General features: G+C 37.9%; 20 protein-coding genes. 12 read left to right on the top strand and 8 right to left on the bottom strand.

From position 1 onward, the window contains the following. Nucleotides 1-587 precede the first annotated feature (587 nt). Nucleotides 588-3,347 (top strand): DNA polymerase I, encoded by a 2,760-nt coding sequence (polA, locus tag H4J67_RS17050; protein WP_182172392.1) that lies wholly within the window; start codon nucleotides 588-590, stop codon nucleotides 3,345-3,347. Nucleotides 3,348-3,649: 302 nt separating this feature from the next. Here the strand turns inward: polA and H4J67_RS17045 are convergent, their stop codons facing one another. Both H4J67_RS17045 and H4J67_RS17040 read right to left on the bottom strand, forming a co-directional pair. After that, nucleotides 3,650-3,832 carry a hypothetical protein gene (locus H4J67_RS17045; protein ID WP_220463235.1) on the bottom strand — a complete coding sequence of 61 codons (183 nt, stop codon included), beginning with the start codon at nucleotides 3,830-3,832 and terminating at the stop codon, nucleotides 3,650-3,652. A 23-nt stretch (nucleotides 3,833-3,855) separates the two neighbouring features. Then, entirely contained in the window at nucleotides 3,856-4,722 is an 867-nt protein-coding gene (locus tag H4J67_RS17040; RefSeq protein ID WP_182172394.1) for an SPFH domain-containing protein, read from the bottom strand. Nucleotides 4,723-5,318: 596 nt separating this feature from the next. Between H4J67_RS17040 and H4J67_RS17035 the strand changes: the two genes are divergently transcribed. From H4J67_RS17035 to H4J67_RS21085, 5 genes are all read left to right on the top strand, one after another. Further along, nucleotides 5,319-8,096: a pitrilysin family protein gene (locus H4J67_RS17035; protein ID WP_182204448.1), complete on the top strand. Its 2,778-nt coding sequence runs from the start codon at nucleotides 5,319-5,321 to the stop codon at nucleotides 8,094-8,096. 321 nt (nucleotides 8,097-8,417) lie between these two features. Beyond that, nucleotides 8,418-8,891 carry a transcription elongation factor GreB gene (gene greB, locus H4J67_RS17030; RefSeq protein ID WP_182172396.1) on the top strand — a complete coding sequence of 158 codons (474 nt, stop codon included), beginning with the start codon at nucleotides 8,418-8,420 and terminating at the stop codon, nucleotides 8,889-8,891. A gap of 180 nt (nucleotides 8,892-9,071) precedes the next feature. Continuing rightward, nucleotides 9,072-9,263, top strand: coding sequence for a PAS domain S-box protein (locus tag H4J67_RS21095; RefSeq protein WP_310740639.1), 192 nt, complete (start codon nucleotides 9,072-9,074; stop codon nucleotides 9,261-9,263). 337 nt (nucleotides 9,264-9,600) lie between these two features. Then, nucleotides 9,601-10,122, top strand: coding sequence for a methyl-accepting chemotaxis protein (locus H4J67_RS21090; RefSeq protein WP_310740637.1), 522 nt, complete (start codon nucleotides 9,601-9,603; stop codon nucleotides 10,120-10,122). Nucleotides 10,123-10,219: 97 nt separating this feature from the next. Continuing rightward, a complete protein-coding gene (locus H4J67_RS21085) occupies nucleotides 10,220-10,603 on the top strand; it encodes a methyl-accepting chemotaxis protein (RefSeq protein ID WP_310650634.1) in 384 nt (127 codons plus the stop codon). A 263-nt stretch (nucleotides 10,604-10,866) separates the two neighbouring features. Here the strand turns inward: H4J67_RS21085 and H4J67_RS17020 are convergent, their stop codons facing one another. From H4J67_RS17020 to H4J67_RS20835, 3 genes are all read right to left on the bottom strand, one after another. Then, on the bottom strand, nucleotides 10,867-13,122 hold the full coding sequence (locus H4J67_RS17020; protein WP_182172398.1) for an EAL domain-containing protein: 2,256 nt from the start codon (nucleotides 13,120-13,122) through the stop codon (nucleotides 10,867-10,869). Between the two features lie 88 nt (nucleotides 13,123-13,210). Then, the gene (locus tag H4J67_RS20840) at nucleotides 13,211-13,597 is read right to left on the bottom strand and encodes a peptidylprolyl isomerase (RefSeq protein ID WP_259368655.1); all 387 of its coding nucleotides are present in this window, start codon (nucleotides 13,595-13,597) and stop codon (nucleotides 13,211-13,213) included. Nucleotides 13,598-13,620: 23 nt separating this feature from the next. After that, entirely contained in the window at nucleotides 13,621-14,067 is a 447-nt protein-coding gene (locus H4J67_RS20835; RefSeq protein ID WP_259368654.1) for a peptidylprolyl isomerase, read from the bottom strand. 115 nt (nucleotides 14,068-14,182) lie between these two features. Between H4J67_RS20835 and H4J67_RS17010 the strand changes: the two genes are divergently transcribed. Both H4J67_RS17010 and H4J67_RS17005 read left to right on the top strand, forming a co-directional pair. Next, nucleotides 14,183-14,893 (top strand): DUF445 family protein, encoded by a 711-nt coding sequence (locus H4J67_RS17010; RefSeq protein ID WP_182172402.1) that lies wholly within the window; start codon nucleotides 14,183-14,185, stop codon nucleotides 14,891-14,893. A gap of 256 nt (nucleotides 14,894-15,149) precedes the next feature. Continuing rightward, nucleotides 15,150-16,337, top strand: coding sequence for an amino acid aminotransferase (locus H4J67_RS17005; protein ID WP_182172491.1), 1,188 nt, complete (start codon nucleotides 15,150-15,152; stop codon nucleotides 16,335-16,337). Nucleotides 16,338-16,459: 122 nt separating this feature from the next. On the opposite strand, the gene H4J67_RS17000 is transcribed toward H4J67_RS17005, so the two are convergent. Next, nucleotides 16,460-17,071 carry a DUF952 domain-containing protein gene (locus H4J67_RS17000; RefSeq protein WP_182204435.1) on the bottom strand — a complete coding sequence of 204 codons (612 nt, stop codon included), beginning with the start codon at nucleotides 17,069-17,071 and terminating at the stop codon, nucleotides 16,460-16,462. 213 nt (nucleotides 17,072-17,284) lie between these two features. Here H4J67_RS17000 and glpE point away from each other — a divergent pair, with 213 nt between their 5' ends. Together glpE and glpG are read left to right on the top strand one after the other, a co-directional pair. Next, complete coding sequence (gene glpE, locus H4J67_RS16995) at nucleotides 17,285-17,614, top strand: thiosulfate sulfurtransferase GlpE (RefSeq protein WP_083277969.1); 330 nt, start codon at nucleotides 17,285-17,287, stop codon at nucleotides 17,612-17,614. A 13-nt stretch (nucleotides 17,615-17,627) separates the two neighbouring features. Continuing rightward, nucleotides 17,628-18,500: a rhomboid family intramembrane serine protease GlpG gene (glpG, locus tag H4J67_RS16990; RefSeq protein ID WP_182172406.1), complete on the top strand. Its 873-nt coding sequence runs from the start codon at nucleotides 17,628-17,630 to the stop codon at nucleotides 18,498-18,500. A gap of 483 nt (nucleotides 18,501-18,983) precedes the next feature. On the opposite strand, the gene H4J67_RS16985 is transcribed toward glpG, so the two are convergent. After that, nucleotides 18,984-19,376 (bottom strand): flagellar basal body-associated protein FliL, encoded by a 393-nt coding sequence (locus H4J67_RS16985; protein WP_182172409.1) that lies wholly within the window; start codon nucleotides 19,374-19,376, stop codon nucleotides 18,984-18,986. A gap of 308 nt (nucleotides 19,377-19,684) precedes the next feature. Here H4J67_RS16985 and H4J67_RS16980 point away from each other — a divergent pair, with 308 nt between their 5' ends. Together H4J67_RS16980 and ubiA are read left to right on the top strand one after the other, a co-directional pair. Beyond that, nucleotides 19,685-20,257, top strand: a complete 573-nt coding sequence (locus tag H4J67_RS16980) for a chorismate lyase (protein WP_182204433.1) — start codon at nucleotides 19,685-19,687, stop codon at nucleotides 20,255-20,257. A gap of 37 nt (nucleotides 20,258-20,294) precedes the next feature. Next, nucleotides 20,295-21,158, top strand: a complete 864-nt coding sequence (gene ubiA / locus H4J67_RS16975) for a 4-hydroxybenzoate octaprenyltransferase (RefSeq protein ID WP_182204431.1) — start codon at nucleotides 20,295-20,297, stop codon at nucleotides 21,156-21,158. Between the two features lie 104 nt (nucleotides 21,159-21,262). Here ubiA and plsB read toward each other — a convergent pair whose 3' ends face one another. Continuing rightward, a complete protein-coding gene (gene plsB, locus H4J67_RS16970; protein ID WP_182172417.1) occupies nucleotides 21,263-23,704 on the bottom strand; it encodes a glycerol-3-phosphate 1-O-acyltransferase PlsB in 2,442 nt (813 codons plus the stop codon). Nucleotides 23,705-23,823: the final 119 nt, after the last annotated feature.

Below are 23,823 nucleotides of genomic sequence, written 5' to 3'. Positions count from 1 at the left end.
ATTAAAATATTAAAATTGTAATGTTGTAATCTTATGGCAACAATAATAAAGCAAGAATAATAAAGCAATATTTTCGATGATTTATTTTCTGATGATTTCAGCTTTTATTCAAATTATAGATAAATTAATTCAGGTTTTTTTATCTTTAAAATCGCGCAAAGTCTTACTGTTATTCGCTTATGTTTTTTAGTTATTTAAAGCAGAAATATACCACTAAAAATAATTTAATAATTGTCTGGTATTGAGAGAAAATTCTGGTACTCTCTTACCTCGTTTATTTGAGCAGCACAAAAAACACACAATTAATAAGATGCTGAAAACATACAGGATAAATTTTTATCCACATAAATAAAAATAATAATAAATATGTGAAAAAGGAATTTAAAACTACCTTTTCCCAATAAAAATAAGATGTTACCTATCAATTTATCGTAATAGCCATTTGGTTGTTATGATTTTTTTCGTTGTTTTCAACATACTTATCCACAATTTAAACGATCTTTTGTGACTAATTTTATAGATTAAGTGGAGAGAATGTACTGAGTATGGCATCCTTAGCCAAATTTCACTTCTAGTCACATATCATCATGACAAATTCTGCTTTATCGCCACTCATTTTAGTAGATGGTTCTTCGTACTTATTCCGTGCTTATCATGTTCCATATTTACAAGCATTATCAACAAAAGATGGTCAACCTACCGGTGCGATTACTGGCGTGTTAAACATGCTAAAAAGTCTGAAAAAAAATTATCCAAATGGCAATGTTATTGTGATATTTGATGCGAAAGGCAAGACCTTTCGTAATGACATGTATCCTGAATATAAAGCGAATCGTCCACCAATGCCCGACGATCTTCGTACTCAAATTGCACCCATCCATGAAATTGTTGCCGCTATGGGGTTACCGCTATTGGTGATTGATGGCGTCGAAGCCGATGACGTTATTGGTACCTTGGCAGAACAAGCGAGTAAAGCCGGTATCGACACCGTTATTTCAACCGGCGACAAAGACATGGCACAACTCGTTGATAAGCATGTCACGCTTATTAATACCATGACCGATGTAAAAATGGATGTTGATGGTGTTATTGAAAAGTTTGGTGTCCGCCCAGACCAAATTATTGATTACCTCGCGTTAATGGGTGATAAAGTCGATAATATTCCAGGGGTCAATAAGTGTGGTCCCAAAACCGCAGTAAAATGGTTGCTTGAGCACGAAAATTTAGAAAATGTCATGGCTAATGCTGGAAACGTAAAAGGTAAGATTGGTGAGTATTTACGTGAAGCACTTGAGTTTTTACCCCTCTCTTATGAATTAGCTACTATTAAACTTGATGTACCGCTTGAGCAAACCGCCGATCAATTACAGCCAGGCGTTGCCGATGTTGAAAAATTAACTGAGTTATACACTCGATTTGAACTACGCCGGTTATTAGCAGACTTACAAAATGGCGAATCTGCTATTGCGGGTTCACCCGGACAACAACCCTCAAGTGTTGACACGATTGTAGAAGAAACACCTGCAACAGATGATATTGAAACTGACTATCAAATTATTTTTAGTGAAGCTGAGTTTACTTCTTGGCTGACAAAATTAAAAAATACTGATCTCTTTGCCTTTGACACCGAAACAACCAGTGTCGATTATATGAAAGCTGAGTTAGTGGGCTTATCGTTTTCTGTCGAAGCTGGAACTGCCGCTTATGTGCCGCTTATGCATGATTATCCTGATGCACCCAAACAGCTCGACCGTGACTGGGTCTTGACGCAATTAAAACCACTTCTCGAAGATAAAAATCAAGCAAAAGTTGGTCAGAACTTAAAGTATGATGTTAATGTGCTTGCACGTTACGGTATTGAAATGCAAGGTATTACTTTTGATACCATGATCGAGTCTTATTGTTTAAACAGTGTTGCGACTCGCCACAATATGGACGCGTTAGCGACTAAATATTTAGGTTACAAAACGGTCAGTTTTGAGGAAGTTGCTGGCAAGGGCGCTAAAAAATTAACTTTCAACCAAATTGAAATTGAAAAAGCCGGATATTATGCCGCCGAAGATGCCGATATTACCTTGCGCTTGCACCAAGCCATTTATGCCAAGTTAGAAAAAAATAAAGATCAATTGTCAGTATTTACCGACATTGAAATGCCTTTGTTACCTATTTTAGCGCGTATGGAGCAACACGGTGTTCTAATCGATTCTGATTTGCTCAATGAACAAAGCCATGCACTTGGTATGCGCTTACAAGAATTAGAAATTCAAGCACACGATATTGCTGGACAAACGTTTAACTTATCATCACCCAAGCAACTACAAAAAATATTGTTTGAAGAGTTAAAAATCCCAGTAATTAAGAAAACGCCCAAAGGTGCACCTTCAACTGCAGAAGAAGTGTTACAAGAGCTGGCGTTAGATTACCCTTTACCGAAAGTTATTTTAGAAAACCGAGGACTGAGTAAGTTAAAATCAACTTACACTGATAAGCTTCCATTGTTAGTGTGTAAGTTAGGTCGAGTACATACCTCTTATCAACAAGCCGTTGCGGCAACAGGGCGTTTATCTTCGACCGATCCAAACCTTCAAAATATTCCAATTCGTAGTGAAGAAGGTCGAAAAATTCGCTTAGCTTTTATTGCGCCCAAAGATCATAAAATTGTCGCGATAGATTATTCTCAAATAGAATTGCGTATTATGGCGCATTTATCTGATGATCCAGGATTAGTCTCTGCCTTTTCAGAAGGGCGAGATGTGCATAAAGCAACAGCGGCTGAAATATTTGGTGTCGATTTGACCGAGGTAACCGTTGATCAACGCCGTAGCGCTAAAGCAGTAAACTTTGGTTTGATTTACGGAATGTCAGCGTTTGGTTTAGCAAAACAACTTGATGTGCCTCGCCATCGCGCGCAAGAGTATATGGATAAATATTTTGAACGTTACCCTAATGTTATGGCTTACATGGAGGACACGCGTCAGCAAGCTGCAGAGCAAGGTTTTGTGGAAACATGCTTTGGTCGTCGTTTATATTTACCTGATATTAAAGCTAAAAATGCGATGCGTAGAAAAGGTGCTGAACGTGCCGCTATTAATGCACCTATGCAAGGCACTGCCGCTGATATCATTAAAAAAGCAATGTTAGCTGTAGATGAATGGATACAAATCCAGCAAGACCCACGTATTAAAATGACAATGCAAGTACACGATGAGTTGATATTTGAAATTCATCAAGACATCGTTGATCAAACAACGGCGAAGCTTGTTGAAATTATGAATGATGCGGTAAAGTTAAAAGTCCCTCTCATTGCTGAGGCAGGTATTGGCGATAACTGGGAACAGGCGCATTAACTATACAAGCGTACTTTTTGGTGTTTTTAAAACTAAAGTGTAATTTAATTACATAATTCGCTTTACAAAAGTAGAATGATTACTCTATAATGGAGTTGTTCTTTTGTGAACACTTGTTGTAATAATTTGTATATTCAAGCTCTCCTCATAGCTTATAAGCCGATGACATTGTCATCGGTATTTTTTTGTCTAAAATTTGATAACTATGTCTTATGTAATTATATTTCAGAATATGAGTGATCGACACCACTTAATAACAGTATCACTGTCGATCATCCGTTTATGGGTATTTAAAAACAAGATTAATTTTTAGGATCAATAATAGTTTCTATCGGTTTAGGCTTAGTTCGGCCAGACTTTCTTAAGGCATCACGCAGCACGTACTCTATTTGTGCGTTTAAACTGCGTAATTCATCATCAGACCAGCGTTGCATGGCAGAAAGAATTTCTTCATTAATGCGAAGAGGATATGCTTTTTTTGCCACAATATTTCTCACTCAATTGACGATTAGTATAAGCTGCCAGTATTTACTACAGGTTGTGCCGCTTCGTCGCTACATAGAACAACTAATAAGTTACTCACCATAGCGGCTTTTCTTTCTGCATCAAGTTCTACAATTTGACGCTCTTCTAATTTTGTTAATGCCATTTCTACCATACCGACAGCACCTTCGACTATGGTTCTACGTGCGGCAATAATTGCCATGGCTTGCTGGCGTCTTAGCATAGCGTTGGCAATTTCTGGCGCGTAGGCTAAATGACTAATACGAGATTCAATCACAGTGACTCCAGCTTTTTCTAACCGGTCTTGCACTTCAATTTTTAATGCGGCTGAAATTTGAGTAGGATCGCTGCGTAAAGAAATATCGTCATCCTCGTGATGATCGTACGCATAACTTGTGGCTAAATTACGTAATGCGGATTCACTTTGAATTGAGACAAAATCCTCATAATCATCAACCTGGAAAACGGCCTCAGCGGTATCTGTTACTTCCCAGACAATAACCGCCGCAATCTCAATGGGGTTACCATTTTTGTCATTAACTTTTAGTTTACTACTTTCGAAATTTTTAACCCGTAAAGAGACGCGCATTTTTGTGTAAAAAGGGTTAGCCCAGCGTAGGCCTGAATCATGAACGGTACCCGTGTACTTACCAAACAATTGCATTACCCGAGCTTCTTTGGGATTGACCATAAAAAAACCAAACCAGCAAATAAAAATAGCAAGGGTGACCAATAAACTAATAATGGTAAGTGTGACATTGTTATTTATTATGTTATTAATTAACAAGGTGAAAGTTCCAATCTGTAATGTCAATAAAACAAAAATAAACATAATGCCATTGGGGGCTTTGATTTCTTTTTCCGTAATCATATTATTCTCAGTAAGATTTCAATAAGTGATATCATTATGATATCACTTATTGTTTGTTGCAAGTATTTAGCAGAGCAACATTCATTAAATAAGATATTTATAAACGTTTAGGTGTCAGTAAAAGGCTAAAGTTATTAGACGTTTGATGATTTCGATCAATTTTGTCGAGTTCAGGCTTAGCTATAATTTTTCCTTCATTATTCAATAGGAAAATACAATGGGATGATGCAGAGGCGGTGGCGGCGAAGGTCATCAACCAGTGAAAACTGAAACACAAGAACAGCAAGAACAAGAGAAAAAACAAAAAGAGTAGCTAATATTTTTCCTGTATTCATTGAGACAACAGCCGTTGTCTTTTTTGTTTTAAATTTAAAGGTTAACAAATAAGTAACAAAGTATTACAAAACAGAAATATCATTGGCAAAGCAAGTGAGCAAATCATATATTAGAGCTAGATACTGGCGCAGAAGTTGAGCGCGAGAAAATATATTTATATAGATAATAAAGCCACCAAGGAGCATAAATTGAAAAAATGGAGCATCCCATTGCTATTAACTTGTTTAGCAGCATGTGAACAAACTGCGCCAACCACCACCATGGTTGAAGTAACATTACCAGCAGGTGTAAGTTTTGTTGAGCAAGTAACCACAGAAGCGGGTAAAACTGTTATTCCTTATCAAAAATATACCTTAAGTAATGGTTTGACGGTTATTCTTCATAAAGATGCTTCTGATCCCTTAGTTCATGTTGACATGACTTATCACGTTGGCTCTGCTCGCGAAGAGTTGGGTAAGTCAGGTTTTGCTCATTTTTTCGAACATATGATGTTTCAAGGTTCTGAAAACGTAGCTGACGAACAGCATTTTAAATTAATAACTGAAGCTGGTGGTACCTTAAATGGAACCACTAACGGTGACCGAACTAATTATTTTCAAACAGTTCCAGCTAACCAACTAGAAAAAATGTTGTGGTTAGAGTCAGACCGTATGGGCTTTTTGGTAGATGCGGTAACGCAAGAAAAATTTGAAGTACAACGTGAAACGGTAAAAAATGAAAGAGGACAAAGTTATGATAATCGTCCTTACGGTTTATTAGGAGAGAGAGTTGCCGAAGCGTTATATCCGGCAGGGCACCCTTACTCATGGCAAACCATCGGTTACTTAGAGGATCTAGATCGTGTAAATGTTAACGACTTAAAAGCATTTTTCTTAAAATGGTATGGTCCAAATAACGCAACCTTAACCATAGGTGGTGATATTGACGCTAAAGAAACGTTAGCCTTAGTGGAACAGTATTTTGGGTCTATCCCACGCGGACCTAAAATCGCGATGCCTGAGAAACCTACATTCACCATAAATGAAGACCGTTATATTTCCATGGAAGATAATGTTCATTTACCTTTAGTGTATATGTCTTATCCGACCGTTTCTGTTCGCCATGCAGATGAAGCCCCACTTGACGTTTTATCCAGTATTTTAGGTGGCGGTAAAACATCTTTGCTTTATAAAAACTTAGTGAAAAATCAATTAGCGGTTCAAGCTTCAGTGGGGCATCCCTGTGCAGAACTAGCTTGTACCTTCACTTTATTAGCGTTACCACACCCGGCTTCAGGAAAAACATTAGCAGATATAGAAAAAGTGATCCGCGATAGCTTAGTTGAATTTGAAGAGCGTGGCGTACAAGACGACGATCTAGCGAAAGTTAAAGCGAGTATGGAAGCAAGCTTTATCTTTGGTTTACAAAGTGTTTCAGGCAAAGTGAGTACACTTGCGGCTAATCAAACATTTAAGGGCGATCCAAATTACATTGAAAAAGATATCGCACGTTATGCCAATGTTACTAAGGCTGATGTTATGCGAGTCTTTAAAAAGTATATTAAAGACCAACATGCGGTGATCATGAGCATAGTGCCTAAAGGCAAACTTGATCTAATCGCAGCACAAGATAATTTTATTCCTGCACCGCGTAGTAAAGGTCAAACATCTGAAACCTCAGCAGAGAGTTTAGTGGTTCGTAAAGCAAAAGATAATTTTGATCGCAGTAAAATGCCAATCTCAGCTGCTAATAAATCAGTAGCTGTGCCACAGATGTGGAACAAAACGTTAGCCAATGGTATTAAAGTGCTGGGTACGCAAAGCATTGAAACCCCAACAACATCATTATTGTTAAAAATCCCTGCGGGTCATTATTACTCAGACAAAGATAAGGCAGGCATTGTTTCGTTACTTGCTAGTGCATTAAATGAATCGACCACCAAACGTAGTGCTGAAGAAATGAGTAATGAATTACAAAAATTAGGTAGCTCAATCGCTATTTATGCGGGTAATCAATACTTGAATGTTAATGTCAGTACACTAACTAAAAACCTTGATGCGACAATGGCACTGGTTAATGAAAAATTAATGCACCCAGCATTCATTGAAGCGGAATTTTCACGTAACAAAAGTAATGCTATTCAGGGCGCAATTAATAGCAAGAAAGATGCTGGTTATTTAGCCTCAACAGCTTATCGTCAATTATTGCAAGCTGACAACATTGCAGCAACTTCAAGCCAAGGTACCGAGCAAAGCCTCAATAATATTATCTTAGCAGATGTTAAAACCTTCTACGAACAGCAAGTAAAACCCAGTGATAGTCAGTTAATCGTCGTATCAGATTTGAAAGAAAAAACGCTAATTAAATCACTTAACGTCTTTTCTAGCTGGCAAGGTAAAGGATCAAGCTTAGTGTTAACACTGGCTAAACCTGAGACAAAAGCGGGTGTTATTTATTTAGTGAATAAAGAGGGTGCCGCACAATCCGCGATTCGCATTGGTAAACGCTCTATGACGCAAGATATAACCGGCGAGTATTACAAGTCTTATTTAATGAACTTTACCTTAGGTGGCGCATTTAATAGTCGTATAAACCTAAACCTTCGTGAAGATAAAGGTTATACCTACGGCGCACGTTCTGGTTTTAGTGCTGACAAATTCTCTGGTACATTTACCGCCTCTGCTGAAGTTCGTGCCGATGTTACCGATAAGTCAATTATTGAGTTTGTAAACGAAATAAAAGGCTACAGCGAACAAGGTATCACTGCAGAAGAATTAAGCTTTATGCGTAATTCAATTAATCAAAGAGATGCGTTAAAATATGAAACACCATGGGCAAAATTAGGTTTCTTAGCGCAAATCTTAGAATACGATTTAAAGCCAAGTTTTGTGCAAGAGCGTGCAGAGATTGTTGAAACAATCAGTGCAGAAGAAATAAATGCGCTTGCAAAGAAACACTTAAATTTAGCGGAAATGTTAATGGTAGTTGTTGGTGATGCTAAAACATTAAAACCCCAACTAAAAGCATTGGGTTATGAAGTGATTGATTACGAAATCTAATCTTACTTGTTGCTCTTTGAGTAATTGATATAAAGCCTTAACGATAAACGTTAAGGCTTTTTTATGCTCAGGATGAACGGTCATGACAGCTCTTAGGCATTCATGCGTTCGCTGCATTAGTGCTTATTGCACGTCATTTATTCTAGATAAATCATAGCTCTACATCGATTTGGGTAATGTAATGTAGACAATGTCAAGGTGCTACGGATAGCAAAGAGCGACGATGTTTTATTAAACCTGTTATCTTTATTATTGCTGAGTATGGTCAGTTCAGCTTAATCCTGTCACAATAAATATTCTGCTTACGAGTGTTTAAAAAATATGAAACGAAGTAACTATATTACCCGCGCAGGCTGGGATCGCTTAGATAAGGAACTAAAATACTTATGGAAGGAAGAGCGTCCTCTTATCACTAAATCTGTCTCAGAAGCTGCTGCGCAGGGCGATCGAAGTGAAAATGCAGAATACATCTATGGTAAAAGGCGTTTGCGTGAAATTGACCGACGCGTAAGGTTTTTAGTTAAGCGAACCGAGGACTTAACGATTGTCTATTATGATGCTAAGCAAGAAGGTAAAGTTTATTTTGGTGCTTGGGTCTCGTTAATTAATGAAGACGACAAAGAACTCACCTATCGAGTGGTGGGGCCTGATGAATGGGACGTTAAAAAAGGGGAGATAAGTCTTGATTCACCAATGGCAAGGGCATTAATAGGTAAGTGTGTTGATGACGAGGTCGTAGTACAGACACCCGAAGGTGAGCGTGTTTTTGATATTTTAAAAATTTGGTATAAATAAACAGCACACAAGAGTACTAAGGTTTATCGTGCTTTAAACATCGATTGCTCTATTTCCCTTTATTAAAATACCAGGGTGTCTCAACTTCCCATTTTTTTATGTAATATCCCTTCAAAATCAGTATATTTTGTTGATATTTTTGATCTTATCATTTTATTAATTAAAATATAAAAACAACAAATTCATACAAAAGGATTTATCTATACAAGACAAAAGCAATCGATTATTAATGAAGAAGTTAATTTTGAAAACGGTGTAGAACTAATTTCAACAACCAATAAAAAGGGTGTCATTACTTACGCGAACCCAGACTTTTGTAAAATTGCCGGCTACTCCCTTGATGAACTCGTTGGACAAATCATAGCATTGTAAGGCATCCAGACATGCCTAAGCCTGCCTTTAAAGATCTATGGACTAATTTAGAATCGGGCTTACCTTGGCGAGGTGTTGTTAAGAATCGCTGCAAAGATGGCCGTTATTAATGGGTTGATGCTTTTATTACCCCTATTTTTAGTCAGGTCAGCTAGTTGGTTTTCAATCAGTAAGAACACGCTTAGAAGAGAAAACTAAAAGTAATGCCATATTATCTTATCAAGCACTACAAGCGGGCAAGTCTTTAAATAAGTGGTACGAAAATGCCAGTATTAAAAATGCAGCCTACTTTGGCGCAAGTATAACAACATTGTTCAGCGCTCTTTATTATCCATACATGATGTTTTTATTACTTTTACTACCCTTTATAATTTATAAAAATGAAATTATCAATACGCCTAAATATTTTAAAAAACTCAGCAGAGACTATGACAGTCTTTCACGGTTAATTTATTGTGGAAGTAAACCTCAAGGTATTGCCGATTTTCATTTGAAAATGGCTGAAGGTAAAATTAAAACAATTTTAGGTCGTATTACCGACAGTAGTGATTTACTCAGTGCAGGCGTGAGTACGCTTGAGCAAGCGGCGAGAATAGCTAAAGAAGGTGTTGAACAAGAAACGGCTGAATTACACCAAGTCGCGACAGCTGTTGAAGAAATGGTTGCAACAATCGATGAGGTTGCCCAGAACACCACATTTACTTCACAAAAAGTTAATCAAGCCCATTCAGATTGTGAAATTGCCACAAAAGCCATGCACACCACCACGGAAAAAGTCAATATATTGGCTGAAGAAGTCGCAAACTCAGTGTCTTTGGCAACAGAGCTCGCCAGTGAGGTTGAAAATTTGGCAGCATAATGCATGTAATACAAGGCATTGCTGATCAAACTAATTTATTAGCACTTAATGGGTAATCGAAGCCGCACGCGCAGGAGAACATGGTCGAGGATTTTCCGTGGTGGCCGATGAAGTTAGGGCGCTATCAAGCAGAACCCATGCGGCAACAGAGCAAATACAAAGCCCAATATCAGAAATGCAAAATACACTTTTATCATGGGTGCAAACTATGACAAAAGGCAAAGAGTCTGCGGACAGTTGTGTGGAAAAAGTAACAGAAGCTCATGATGTTGTTGATAAGGTATATTCATTGATCACTGATATTTCTGATTTAGCCATACAAATATCGACAGCATCAGAAGAGCAAAGTATGGTTTCTCAGGAAATTAGCCGCAATATTATTAACATCAGTGATGCTTCTCAAAATAATCTTCAACAAACAAATACGGTTGAACGTGAGACGGTTAACATTAAAAAAAAGCCAATGCGCTTAGCGCTTTAGGGCAAGGGTTTAATGGCTAAGGTAATGTTTAATCATTATTAAATAAAAATAAGATAGCGCCACTTTATTATTAAAAAGGTCTGGTAACGAGCCTTTGAAACGTAGTCCATTATTAAAGGCAGATAATTTTTATAGTTTACATTAGCAGCCTATATACCAGGATTGTCGCTTCTATTGTAAAAATGCCGCTTAAAAAATGAATTTTTAGCGGCATTAATTTCAGTAGAATCAACAGATATAAATCAGTGGTTGGTATTAATAAACTAGTGGTGATGGTCAATATTAATTTTATGCCACGCTAGATAGTCACCTTTAGTCATAGGCTTGGCAATTAGATAACCTTGAATTGAATCAATATGTAGCGTTTTGAGTAACTCGTGCTGCTCTAACGCTTCTACTCCCTCAGCAACCACGGTTATGTTAAGGCTTTTAGCTAAGGTTATTATCGTATTAACGATACTAAAGCCGGTGCCATTATCTAAGATTTTATCGATAAAGCTTTTATCAATTTTAAGTTCATTGACCGGGAAAGCACTTAAGTGTGTTAAACAAGAGTAGCCAGTACCAAAGTCATCTATGGAGAAGGTAAAGCCTTTTGCTTTAATTTCTTGCATTTGTTGAATGGTATTATCAATATCTCCAGCCAACATCGACTCAGTAATCTCTAACTTAATCTGTGATGGTCGTATATCGAAGTCAGCTATGGCATTAAGTAACTCAGTTTTTAAAGTAGATGAGTTAAATTGGCAATGACTTATATTGATTGAAACACTGAACAACTCGTCAATAATATTATCGGTACGCAGTTGCGTAATTAATATACAAATATCACGTAAAACAATGTTTTGTAATTTTTGAATAAGCCCATATTGTTCAGCAATAGGTATAAAATCATTGGGTGCGACCAGACCTTTACTGGGATGATTCCATCGAATAAGCGCCTCTGCTCCAATGACTTTACCCAAGGTATTTACTTGCGGCTGAAAATAGGCACAAAACTCTTCATTAGCGATTGCTCTAACAAGATCAGTTTCGAGTTCAGCCTGCTTTTCTAGTAAGGTTTGTAATTCGGGGTCATAGAAGTTATAACTATTACCTTTTTTCATTTTTGCGCGATACATAGCGGTATCTGCAAACTTCAAGATGTTATCTACTAATAAGTTACCATTGTTAACTAGGCTAATACCGATACTGCAACTGACCTGAAATGCTAATTCACCTAACTCAAATTTTTCATCAAATACGCTGTGTAATTTTTGAGCGATCTTTTCAGATTCTATAATGGCCTGCTCATTACTTTCACCAACATATTCCAATAAAAGAATAAATTCATCGCCACCCACTCTGGCTAAAGTATCTGATGCCCTTATAGCAGCGCTAAGTCTTGTTGATAATTCGACTAAAATTTGATCTCCAGCGCTATGTCCTAGTGAGTCATTAATTCTTTTAAAGTTATCCAGATCCAAAAATAATAAAGCGCCAGTTTTGCCAGAACGTTTTATTCTTTCAATGCACATTGTCAATCTTTCGTTGAGCATTCGTCTATTAGGAAGGTTGGTTAATGGATCAAAAAAAGCCAATTTCTCAATCGCCTTTTCTGCCTCTTTACGCACTGTTATATCTCTAGCTATCCAGACGATATGCCTTTTATTAGGAAAGTTTGGCTGATAATGGTCAAGGGGGGCTGTTCTTCCCTCGAAAGTCATATTACCTTTTAGAACGTCAAGCTGATATTCAAAAATTTGCACTTCATTAGTGGCTAAGGTCTTTTCAATGACCGACATGATTGGCTGTGCATCTTCTTTAGGTAAAGCGTCATTTACATTTTTGTTAATAAGTTTGTTAATTGAACCATATAACAATTCATCAGCTGAGCCATAAATATCGGTATATACGCCATCTTCACTCAATATTAAGGCTAAATCAGGCATAACCTGAGTAAAAGCTTGGAATTTTTGGTTACTTTTTTGTAGATCAGCAATCAGTTGCTTGGCGTTAAGTGATTCAACGTTTTTTTCTAAAGCGATGCTTGAAAAATGCACGAAATAGTCGATTAACTCTAAATCTTTATCCGTTGGAGATTTAGGAGAGCTATGGTAAATGGCAAGAGAACCAAGAGTTTTGGACTTTGTTGAAATAATGGGGGTTGACCAACACGATTTAAGATCAAAGCTCAATGCGAGTGCTTTAAAGTCTTGCCATAACGGGGATATTGCGATGTCTTCAACAATGACTCGAGACTTTCTAAATGCTGCAGTCCCACAAGAACCTACTTTTGGGCCAATGCGTACGCCATTAATAGCCTGACAATACTTATCATCAATATTTGGCGCAGCGCAGTGAAAAAGTTGTTCGTCTTTTAACGATAATATTGAGCACTTCGCTGACTTGTCATCGATAAGCTCTTCTATAGATAAACAAATATCATTTAGTACATCATTTAAAGACCGACCTAAGGCAATTTTAGATAAGATATCTTGTTGATGAGATAATAGTTTTTTTAATCTAGCTATGTCCATATCTCACCAAGATTATTTATTACATTACGGGTTAATTTATAGCAAAACATTTTCAAGGTCAAAGCGATCCCCCCCTTTTAAGTAAGTTTTAATTAATTATCTGGCTTTTCACTGGCGTTTGGCAAATATCTAACACGGGTGGTGGTTTTTTGTAGAAAAATGCATTTTCTCGTTTTTTTTGTTTTTCTATCATTTGACTAAAAGCGGGGTGCTCGGTATCTTTTACGGCTAATAAAATTTGTTGTTCCTTGGGCACGTCATTCATCATTCTCATGCTTGTCATGATGGTATAATCTTTTTCAGCAACAGGCTTATCACCTTCAATAACTGATGTTCTAGTAATGGCTTGTACGTGATTCATGCCATAAACCACACGACCAAAGATAGTCATGATTCGATCTAAATAGCGAGTGGCTTGACCATTAACAATATAAAAATGACTGGTGCCGGAGTCGGCGTCATTACCCCTAGCCATTGCAATGACACCTGGGCAGTGCGTTAACCAGGCTTTTTTTCACTCGGGTTATGAGCTAATGAAAATCCGTCTTTAAAACCTGTTTTTTCAGCGAATAAATCATTGTTTTGAATTTTAGTGAACTGCCAGTTTTCATCGGTAGTAAAGTCACCTTCCATGATTAATGTTGGTACTAACTTATCTTGACGACTGCCATCTTCAGGACCTCCTTGCGCAACAAAACCGTCGATCACTCGATAGAACTTATTACCATCATAATGACCTGATTGGGTCAGTTTTATAAATTGTTCGACATGCTTAGGCGAAAACTGTGGTGCCAGTTCTATAACAACTTTTCCGTGTGGTAGTGTCAATAATACGGTTCTCGCAACATCTAAAGCTCGCCATTCATCAGCTACTTTTGATGTTTGTGCCGCAGCGCTAAAAATAGTCAGTAATGTACTCATGACTAAAATAAGTTTGATTTTCATGACGTTTCCTTAATCTTTATTGTTTACCCGTGACTATACAGTAAAAAAGTTGGCGCAAAACCCTGTAATTGTTAATATAACACGATAGAAACCAACACTAATTTTGAGGTACTCAGTGAATAAAAGCTTTATGACTAATATTATCGCCTTGCTTGCTACGTTAGCGGGTTATTTTTTCGAGCAGTCTTTACTCTTTACCATAGGCTTATTCGCCTTGTCGGGAGCATTTACTAATTGGATTGCGATACATATGCTTTTTGAAAAAGTCCCCTTTTTATATGGCTCTGGTGTTATTCCTGCGCGCTTTGAAGATTTTAAAAAAGCAATAAAAGAGCTGATGATGGAACAGTTTTTCACTGAAGAAAATATTGACCGATTTTTATCGGGTGGTTCAGGGGGGTTAGTGTCTTTAGACTTAACGCCCGTCATTGAAAAATTAGACTTGAATCCTGCTTTTGATGACTTAGTTGATGTTATTGAAAAGTCATCGTTTGGTGGCATGTTAGCGATGGTCGGAGGCAGTGAAGCATTACAGCCGTTACGAGAACCGTTTATTGAAAAAATGAAAGTCACCGTTGGGAAAATTTCACAAAGTGAAGAATTTAACAATATCCTCAAGGATGAGTTAGAGCAGCCGAGTGTTATGGCGGATATGCGTGATAAAGTCAGTGAAATTATTGATCAAAGGTTAAATGAACTAACACCACAACTGGTCAAGGAAATTATCCAAGCGATGATCCGCAAACACTTAGGTTGGTTGGTTGTTTGGGGAGGTGTATTCGGTGGTATTATTGGCTTTATCGCCGCCGTTACTAATAATTTCTAAGATTTTATCAGCGACTATTTCGCAACAAACGTTGGATATAATTTGTTGCGAAACTTGTCATTACAGATAACAAGGTTATCCTTGTTATTCCTTAGTCCCTTTTGTGCTATTAATTCCTGCAATTTTTTAGTTTAAACGCTTTAAATTTAACCTTATTGGGGCTATGCTTGCGCTCTAAACACAGGGATTTATCTCTCTTGTTGAGCGAAATCGCCCAATTAAGAACATCCCGTCATTGAATAAGGTAACCGGAGACATGTTTGGTAGCTTAAAGGCTTTGCCAGCCGATCCTATTTTAGGCTTGTTGGCTAAATATCGTGAAGATTCAAACCCACATAAAATTGATTTGGGTGTGGGCGTTTATAAAAATGAAGCAGGTCATACAGCGATTTTAGACTGTGTGAAAGCAGCGGAAAAATATCGTAACGATCACGAAGATACCAAAGTTTACATTGGTCCTACCGGCTCACCTGTATTCAATGAAGAGATGAGCAAATTAATTTTCGGTCACCATAAAGTGCTGCTCGAAAATAGAGCTCGTACGGTTTCTACTCCCGGTGGAACTGGGGCATTACGTGTTGCGGCTGAATTTATTAAGTCTTGCAAAGCGGGCGCCACTATTTGGGTGAGTAACCCAACATGGGCAAATCATACCGGTTTGTTTGAAGCCGCTGGTTTAACCGTTAAAACCTATCCGTATTACGACCACGAAAACAAAACGCTTGATTTTGATGGCATGTTAGCGGCATTAAAAGAAGTCAGCAGCGATGATGCTGTGTTGTTACATGCGTGTTGTCATAATCCCAGTGGTATGGATTTAAACAATGAGCAGTGGCAACAAGTTGTTGAAGTGGCTAAAGACATTGGTTTTTTACCCCTTATCGATATGGCATACCAAGGTTTTGGTGTTGGTTTAGACGAAGATGCCTATGGTTTGCGTTTAATGGCTGAACACGCGAAAGAAATGATTGTTTGTAGTTCATGTTCGAAAAACTTTGGTTTATACCGCGAACGTATTGGCGCTTGTACTATTATTGGCGAAACATCTGCCGCAGTTGATGTTGCACAGTCCGTATTACTTTATGTGATCCGTGTTATTTATTCTATGCCACCAGCGCATGGTGCCGCATTGGTTGAAACAATCTTAAGTTCTGATGAACTACGTACCCAGTGGCATGTAGAATTAAAAGAAATGCGAGACCGTATTAATGGTAACCGTCAACTCTTGGTTGATAAGTTAGTCGAAAACGGTGTCACTCGTGATTTCAGCTTTATTACCCGTCAAATGGGAATGTTTTCATTCTTAGGTATAACCCCTGAGCAAGTGCAACAGTTACAAGATGAATATAGTATTTATATGGTCGGTTCAAGCCGTATGAGTATTGCGGGTATTGCGAATAGTAATGTTGATTACTTAGCAAAATCTATCGCGAAAGTTCTTTAAGCGCTAAGATTAGTTAACCACTTTAACGCTTAAAAAAGAATTAAAGCCAAAACATCTCGGTGTTTTGGCTTTATTGTTTTTTGGTTATCTAGCCAATTGATAATGCGAGTAAGCGGCTATCTTTAGAGGTAAAAATTTCCATCCTCATTCAGTGATATTTTTTCAACCCGAGTAACCGCATTGATGTTTAAGGGGCCATATATATGTGGGTATAAGCCACCACTTGCAGGTTCCCACTTTATTTCTGGTATAACTAACTCTTTATCAACAATCAAAATAAGTGGCTGCTCTTTGTCTTTATAATATTTATTGGCAAGACGGTTTAATTGACTTTTTGGTGTCGCATGAATAAAGCCTTCGCTGGTTAACGAATCACGCGTTAGCTTACCTGCACTTAGTGCTTGTTGATATTCAGCATTTGATGAGAGTAAATAGATAGCCGGATCATCGAGTCCTGCATACATGCGAATAAAAATATTTGTGAGTATTTGTTGCTCATCTTTTTGGTAAAGGTAGTCAACACGAAATATCCCTTTAATATTATTATTTTCAATAGACTGACTTACAACGCTTATTTCTGCTCGAGCAGTCCAATCAGTACCTGTTAACCATAGAGGAACATTGTCAGCAAGATGCTGATGACCTTTTCTTTCAAAGGGATAGGTTTTTCCACGCACTAACTCTACGTAATCATCTGAACGGAGAATTGAATTATTTGCTATTTTAAAGCCCATGGGTTTTCCTGTGTTAAATTGTTATTAGCGATAAAGCTATTAATTGTCTATGTTACCGATAAGTGCACATGCTTTAAATGGTAAACAACAAAGAATATATTTGTTGTCTTATCACTATTCGCAATCAATATGTATTTTGCTGAGTTTTGAATGGTAACGTCTAGATGTAAAATTATGCTACATTAACGGCGTAAATTTTTAGGGAAATAAAAAATGACTGAACAAACCAATTTCAAACATATGCAACTGGCCACCTTACACGAGAGTTTAACTGATAAAACTCATGTCATTGTTGATATTCGTGACGCGGCTTCTTTTCAAGCAAATCATATTCCTGGTGCTATTCATTTGAGCAATGAAAACTTTGCCGACTTCATTCGTGAAGCCGACTTAGATGCCCCCGTTGTTGTTTGCTGTTATCACGGTATTTCTAGCCAACAAGCGGCACAGTTTCTTATTAGCCAAGACTTCAGTGATGTTTATTCACTCGATGGCGGCTTTACTGATTGGCAATTACGTTTTCCACAAGATATAGAACACTAAATAGTTGAGCATAATGTCGGAATATAATTCAGCGGATGAGCTAAGTCCGTTAGTACAAGTTAAACAACATAACATTGCCTTGTTGTTTGCGAATTATTTAACCAGTTTAGATATCGATGCTAAAGTTCAAAAGGATGACAGCGACTATGTTATTTATTGTGCAAGCCATAAAATAGACCAAGCAAAAGAAATTTTTGCTGAATTTATTGCCGATCCTTACCAAGAAAAATATCAACAAGCTGCATGGCAAAGCGGACAAGTTTCACAAGTTCAAGATAACTCTCCGTCATTAATAACAAGCTTTAAACAGCAATTTTTAGCTCATGCCGGTGTGGTAACCTTAACTGTTTTTGCTTTGTGCTGGTTAGTTTTTATCGCGAGCTTGTTGGGTTTCGCTCGACCGACTTTTGAATTATTACATTTCTATCCTAAGTTAACGATCGAGGCCTTTTTTGATTCTCCATTACGTCTTTTAGGGCCCGCACTGTTTCATTTTTCATGGTTACATATTGTCTTTAATACTATGTGGTGGTGGCAATTAGGTGGCAGTGTTGAACGGACTTTAGGGAAGGGGGCGTTAATTAATTTATTTTTGATCACCGCACTGGTCTCTAATCTCGGGCAGTTTATGGTTTCAGGTCCTAACTTTGGCGGCCTGTCTGGTGTGGTTTATGGCTTAGTGGGTTATGTTTGGTGGTATGGCTGGCTAGCACCTGAAAAAGGTTTAATGATCTCTAAGCCCATTATTGGCTTTTTACTGTTTTGGCTTTTACTGGGCTACGCTGATGTTTTACCGGTTAATATGGCAAATACTGCGCACTTATTAGGACTAGTCAGTGGCTGTTTGTTAGCAGCAGTCAACGTTTTGTTGATGAAAAGGCATTAGTTCTGTATCAAAAGGGCTAGGTTCTGGTCTAGGCTAATGTTTTGCCGGTTAATATGATGGCAAATACTGCGCGCTTATTCAGCGGTTGTTTGTTAGCGGCAGTCAACGTGTTATTGATGAAAAAGCATTGGTTCTGTATTAACAGGGCTAGGTTCTGGTCTAGGCTAACGTTTGCCGGTTAATATGATGGAAAATACTGCGCGCTTATTCAGATTAGGCTTAGTCAGCGGCTGTTTGTTAGCGGCAGTCAACGCGTTATTGATGAAAAAGCATTAGTTCTGTATTAACAGGGCTAGGTTCTGGTCTAGGCTAATGTTTTGCCGGTTAATATGATGGCAAATACTGCGTGCTTATTCGGGTTAGGCTTAGTCAGCGGTTGTTTGTTAGCGGCAGTCAACGTGTTATTGATGAAAAGGCATTAGTTCTTTATTAAAAAACCGTAGGTTGAGTTTTACCAACCTACGGGTATCTTTTAATTTACTGTTAGTTGTCTAACCACTGTGTAAATAACAATTTTTTAATTAGCGGTTGACCTGTTTCTTGTGTCAAAAGACTCTTCACTTTTTCTTCACATAAACGCTGGATTTCGTGGCGACCATTAATCGATTTTACTTTTGCTTCAGGTTGCTGACCAATAATAGCAATAATAGCATCGCGTAATAACGGTGCATGATGCTCAACCGCTTCATAATTTGCCGAATCTTCAATCATCAATTCAACGGTGAGACGAACATAGCCAAGTTTCTTTTTTACCGCTACATAGTTAGTGATAATAGCGGGTTCAAAACCAAAGTAAGCATAGTCTGCCGCTTTCACTGAAGATAAAGGAAAAGAGAACGACAATAATGTCGCTAATATTAATAAGGTGTTTTTCATTTTGCCGCTCTATTTAACTGGAGAATCGAAAAGACTATCGACTATATTACAATGAATCATTAGCTTTTATTAGCAAATTTGTTCGCTTTATTTATTTTTATAACGCTAAGCGCTAAAAACCCCTCAAGTATAACCCATTTGATAGGCTAATTTATTCCGTGTGGCTTATTGATGCTAGCTCGGCTTCCTTAGAAATCACTACTTGAATTGGGTCGGCTGCGAGTACCAAATTACCAGCGGCATAAATTAAACAATACTGATATGATATGCAGGTTATTGTTTAATAAAATAGTTATTAATTAGTTGTTATGACCCAGTCGCATCCATTATTTCCCATTACTATCGATACAACATGGCAGTCTCCTTTAGGAGTATCGCTTAGTGAAACGCTATTAAGTTGGTTACTCGACCCAAGCTCGTTAACTGCTCGTTTAAGCCAATGTTGCCAACATTTTCGTGTTGAAGTCTTAGGGCAAAAAATTCAGCCTTGCACAAGAGAAGAAGCAACGGCAGACATTAATGTAGGAGAACAAGTGTTAGTGCGTGAGGTGATATTATATTGTGACAATGTGCCACAAGTCTTTGCCCGCAGCTTACTGCCTTTAAAAAGCTTAACCGGTGAAGAGCAGCAGTTAGCACACTTAGGTAACCAATCGTTAGGACAGGTGCTGTTTAGCAAAAAAAAGTTAACCCGTAAATGCATTGAAATCTCGTCTTTTTCTCCAACCACTACCGTATCAGCACTAGCCCGACATCTTAAATTACCGGTTAAAACTGAGCTCTGGGGACGGCGTTCAACGTTTATGCTGCATGATAAACCTTTATTAGTTGCTGAAATATTTTTACCAAATGCCTTTGCTTATCAAACTAATCAATTATGAGATATAGAAAAAAAATAAAAAATCTTCAGGATAATATATGACAAATTCTATTGCAGATAAGTGGCAAGGCATTGTAACAATTACTCGCGCCGACAAGCCGATCGGTACCTACTTGCTATTATGGCCAACATATTGGGCGTTATGGATAGCGGGCGATGGTTTTCCACCCTTACATTGGCTAACTGTATTTACCTTAGGTGTTTTTGTTATGCGCAGCGCAGGTTGTGTTATTAATGACTGGGCAGATCGTAAAGTAGACGGACAAGTAAAGCGAACCCAGCATAGGCCATTAGTTACCGGTATTTTAACACCAAACGATGCATTATCGTTATTTGGTTTGTTGATTGGCATTGCGCTCGGCTTAGTTTTAACCTTAAGTTGGTTCACCATTCAATTGTCAGTGGTTGCGGTGTTACTGGCAGCAAGTTACCCTTTTATGAAACGCTATACCCAGTTACCCCAAGTGGTATTAGGTGCAGCGTTTAGTTGGGGGATGATTATGGCGTTTGCCGAAGGTATGGGTGAAATCCCCACAGTTGCTTGGCTACTCTTTAGCGCTAACTTATTATGGACGGTAGCTTACGATACTATGTATGCGATGGTTGACCGCGATGACGATTTAAAAATTGGTATAAAATCAACTGCCATTCTATTTGGTCGCTATGACAAACGTATTATTCTATTTCTTCAACTGGCTACACTAGCTTTGTTAATGAGCGTGGGTGAAATGCTCGCTTTTGGTTGGCCTTATCAACTGAGTCTTGTTGTTGCGTCCGGATTTTTTTGTTATCAACAAATTTTAATTGTCGATAGAGAGCGTGATAAATGTTTTCAAGCTTTTTTGAATAATCATTTTGTAGGTTTAGTGATTTTTATTGGCATATCAATAGAGTACCTCTAGTTACTACGGCTCCGTATAATCATGAGTTCCAACATTATGCTTGTGGTGCGTCATCCTGATAATCGTTCAGGATGACGATGTAGCCCGCTTTATTTGTGCAAGGGTTAACGAATAATACTCTGTAAAACTTCAATATCTATCAGTTGAGTAACCGACGACTTTAACAAACCTAAAGTACTGCTATCAACGAGTTGGTCGTTTTCATCTTTATTAATATAGCCTTGCTCAATCATGGCTTTAATTAAAATTCCCTGGGCTTTTTTATCAATAAACTCAGGAGCATTAATGTCATTTAATACCGATAAGCGCTTAGCAATAGCAACAACTTTGTCTTCAAGGTCATTTTTACTAATAGGTGATAAACGATGTGTTAATGAACAGATAATGGTAAGACGTTGCATGGTTTCATTAATGCATTCGCCGATTAAACGAATATTAGTGGTCAGTTCAACGTCATTCACTACGCTTAAAAAGCCACTATTACTTTTTCGAATAAGACCTTCGGCCATTAAAAATTTTACTATTTGCTCTGTTTGTTCCACGACATCATTTTCGCTTTGCCATAAAAACAAATCAATTTTTACTAAACTGATGATCCGTTGCACTTGCTCTAATAAAGTGTTGATATCTATTTTGCTATGGCGTTCCAATACTCGGCAAATGAGCGCAGGTAATATATAGCTATGTAAAATATTATTACGGTAATAACGCATTTCTAAAATGGCGGTTTCAGATAATGAAATAATGTCGCCATAACTGTCTTGATTAACCGTGACTTTATTAAGAGAGATAACCTCTTCAAGTAGTTGCTGGCCATCTTCACAGGGGATGGTCAATTGCTGACTATAAGGCGCATTGCGCTGTAAGTTTAAAAATAAATCAAGCTGGCTAATTAATTCTGTTTTAGCGAGTGCTTTATTATTACAAGCATGCAAAATAAGTGCGACTAAAGCGGTACCGTTTATGGCGGCGCTTTGATTGATATGTGTCATTACTTGATCAGCCAGAATATTAACACTTGGTGTTAACCATGTTGGCTTTTGTGGATCAATAGGGTCGATATCGTCTTTCCAGTTAGGAACCTGTTTATTTAAGAACTGGTTAATATTGATAGGTTCACCAAAATTCACGTAACCTTTTCCATAATTTCGTAAATTTTTAATCGCTTTAATCACACCAAAGATAGATTCATTTTTCTTCTGGCTACCACTTAATTCTTTATGATAGGTGCCGACTTCCATGACATGCTCGTAACCTAAATAAACTGGCACTAAGGTTAATGGACGATCAATGCCACGAAGCAGGCTTTGTATCGTCATGGCAAGCATACCCGTTTTAGGGGGTAGTAAACGGCCAGTTCTACTGCGACCGCCTTCAGAATAATATTTTACCGAGTAGCCACGTTCAAATAATAAGCCTAAATACTCGCGAAAGATGGTGGAATATAAGCGGTTGCCTTTAAAGCTACGACGAATAAAAAACGCCCCGGCTTTGCGGAAAATAGGGCCTGCTGGCCAAAAATTTAAATTAATACCGGCGGCTATTCTAGGAGTCACTAAGCCTTCTTGGAAAATGACATAGGTAAGTAGTAAATAATCCATGTGGCTTCGGTGACAAGGCACATAAATAATTTCATGGCCTTCTTGAGCGAGATCGCGCAGCACTTTTGCATTATTGATGTTTATACCGCTGTATAAGCGACTCCACAGCCAAGTTAAAATACGCGCGCCTAAACGAACCATAGAGTCACGGTAATCACCGGCAATTTCATCCATGATGGCGAGGGCTTGTTTTTTCACTTGCTCTTCACTAATTGCTTTGCTTTTGGCTTCGTCGCTGATTAAGCGTTTTATCGATGGATTAGCAAGCAGTGTCGCAAACATTTGTTGACGGTGCATTAACCTTGGGCCCGTTACTGCAATCGTTTGGCGGTAAAAGTGAAAACGAGCAATACGCATTAACTTTTGTGCACTTGCTTGCGTTGTACCATGCTTGTCTGCCATAAAACGAAAAGAAATCGCTTCACTAAATCGGACAATAGAATTACGCCCTAAAAATAATACAATGAAAAATTTTCGTAACCACGAAGGTGATTCTTGATCCGCTAAAACAGTACCAATATTGGCATTATTATGTTCTTTGGTTGGTGTTCTGCCCCAAATAACATGAGCAGGTATGAGATGAGCATCTAATTTTTCGTCGATGCTGTGCTGCTTTAATAATTCGAAGCCTTGGGTGATCGCTTCGGTATGACCTGCTTTTCGCCAACGAAACAGCGGTGTAGGTTTTTCTAAGCACAATAAACGTGAAAAACTTTGCCCATTAACGGTTACCAGGCTTAGTGGATCGGGTAATTTTAAGGTTTTACAGGCTTTTCGTAGGGCAAGTAGATCACTGGCAGATTGATGACGGATAACATAAAACTGTGGCTGTTCAAGTTTTACTTCTTCTGACTCTAAATAGTTGTCAGGAACAATCTTACTGCGAACAAGCAATTTTATCGGGAAACGTAATAAGAAATAGAATAATGAACGTATGGCTGACATCGAGTTTTCTCTGAATTATTATACTTTTAGACATGTTTTTAATAGTAGCTTTATTGTAGCATGTTGCCTATGGTTTTTGGTAATGGTGGCCATCACCAACATCCTTCCTTTATCATCGA

The organism is Colwellia sp. BRX10-4, from assembly GCF_014077465.1.
Lineage (GTDB): Bacteria > Pseudomonadota > Gammaproteobacteria > Enterobacterales > Alteromonadaceae > Colwellia_A.
Note: the sequence above shows the minus strand (reverse complement) of the source record. Positions and strands in the feature narration are given on the sequence as shown.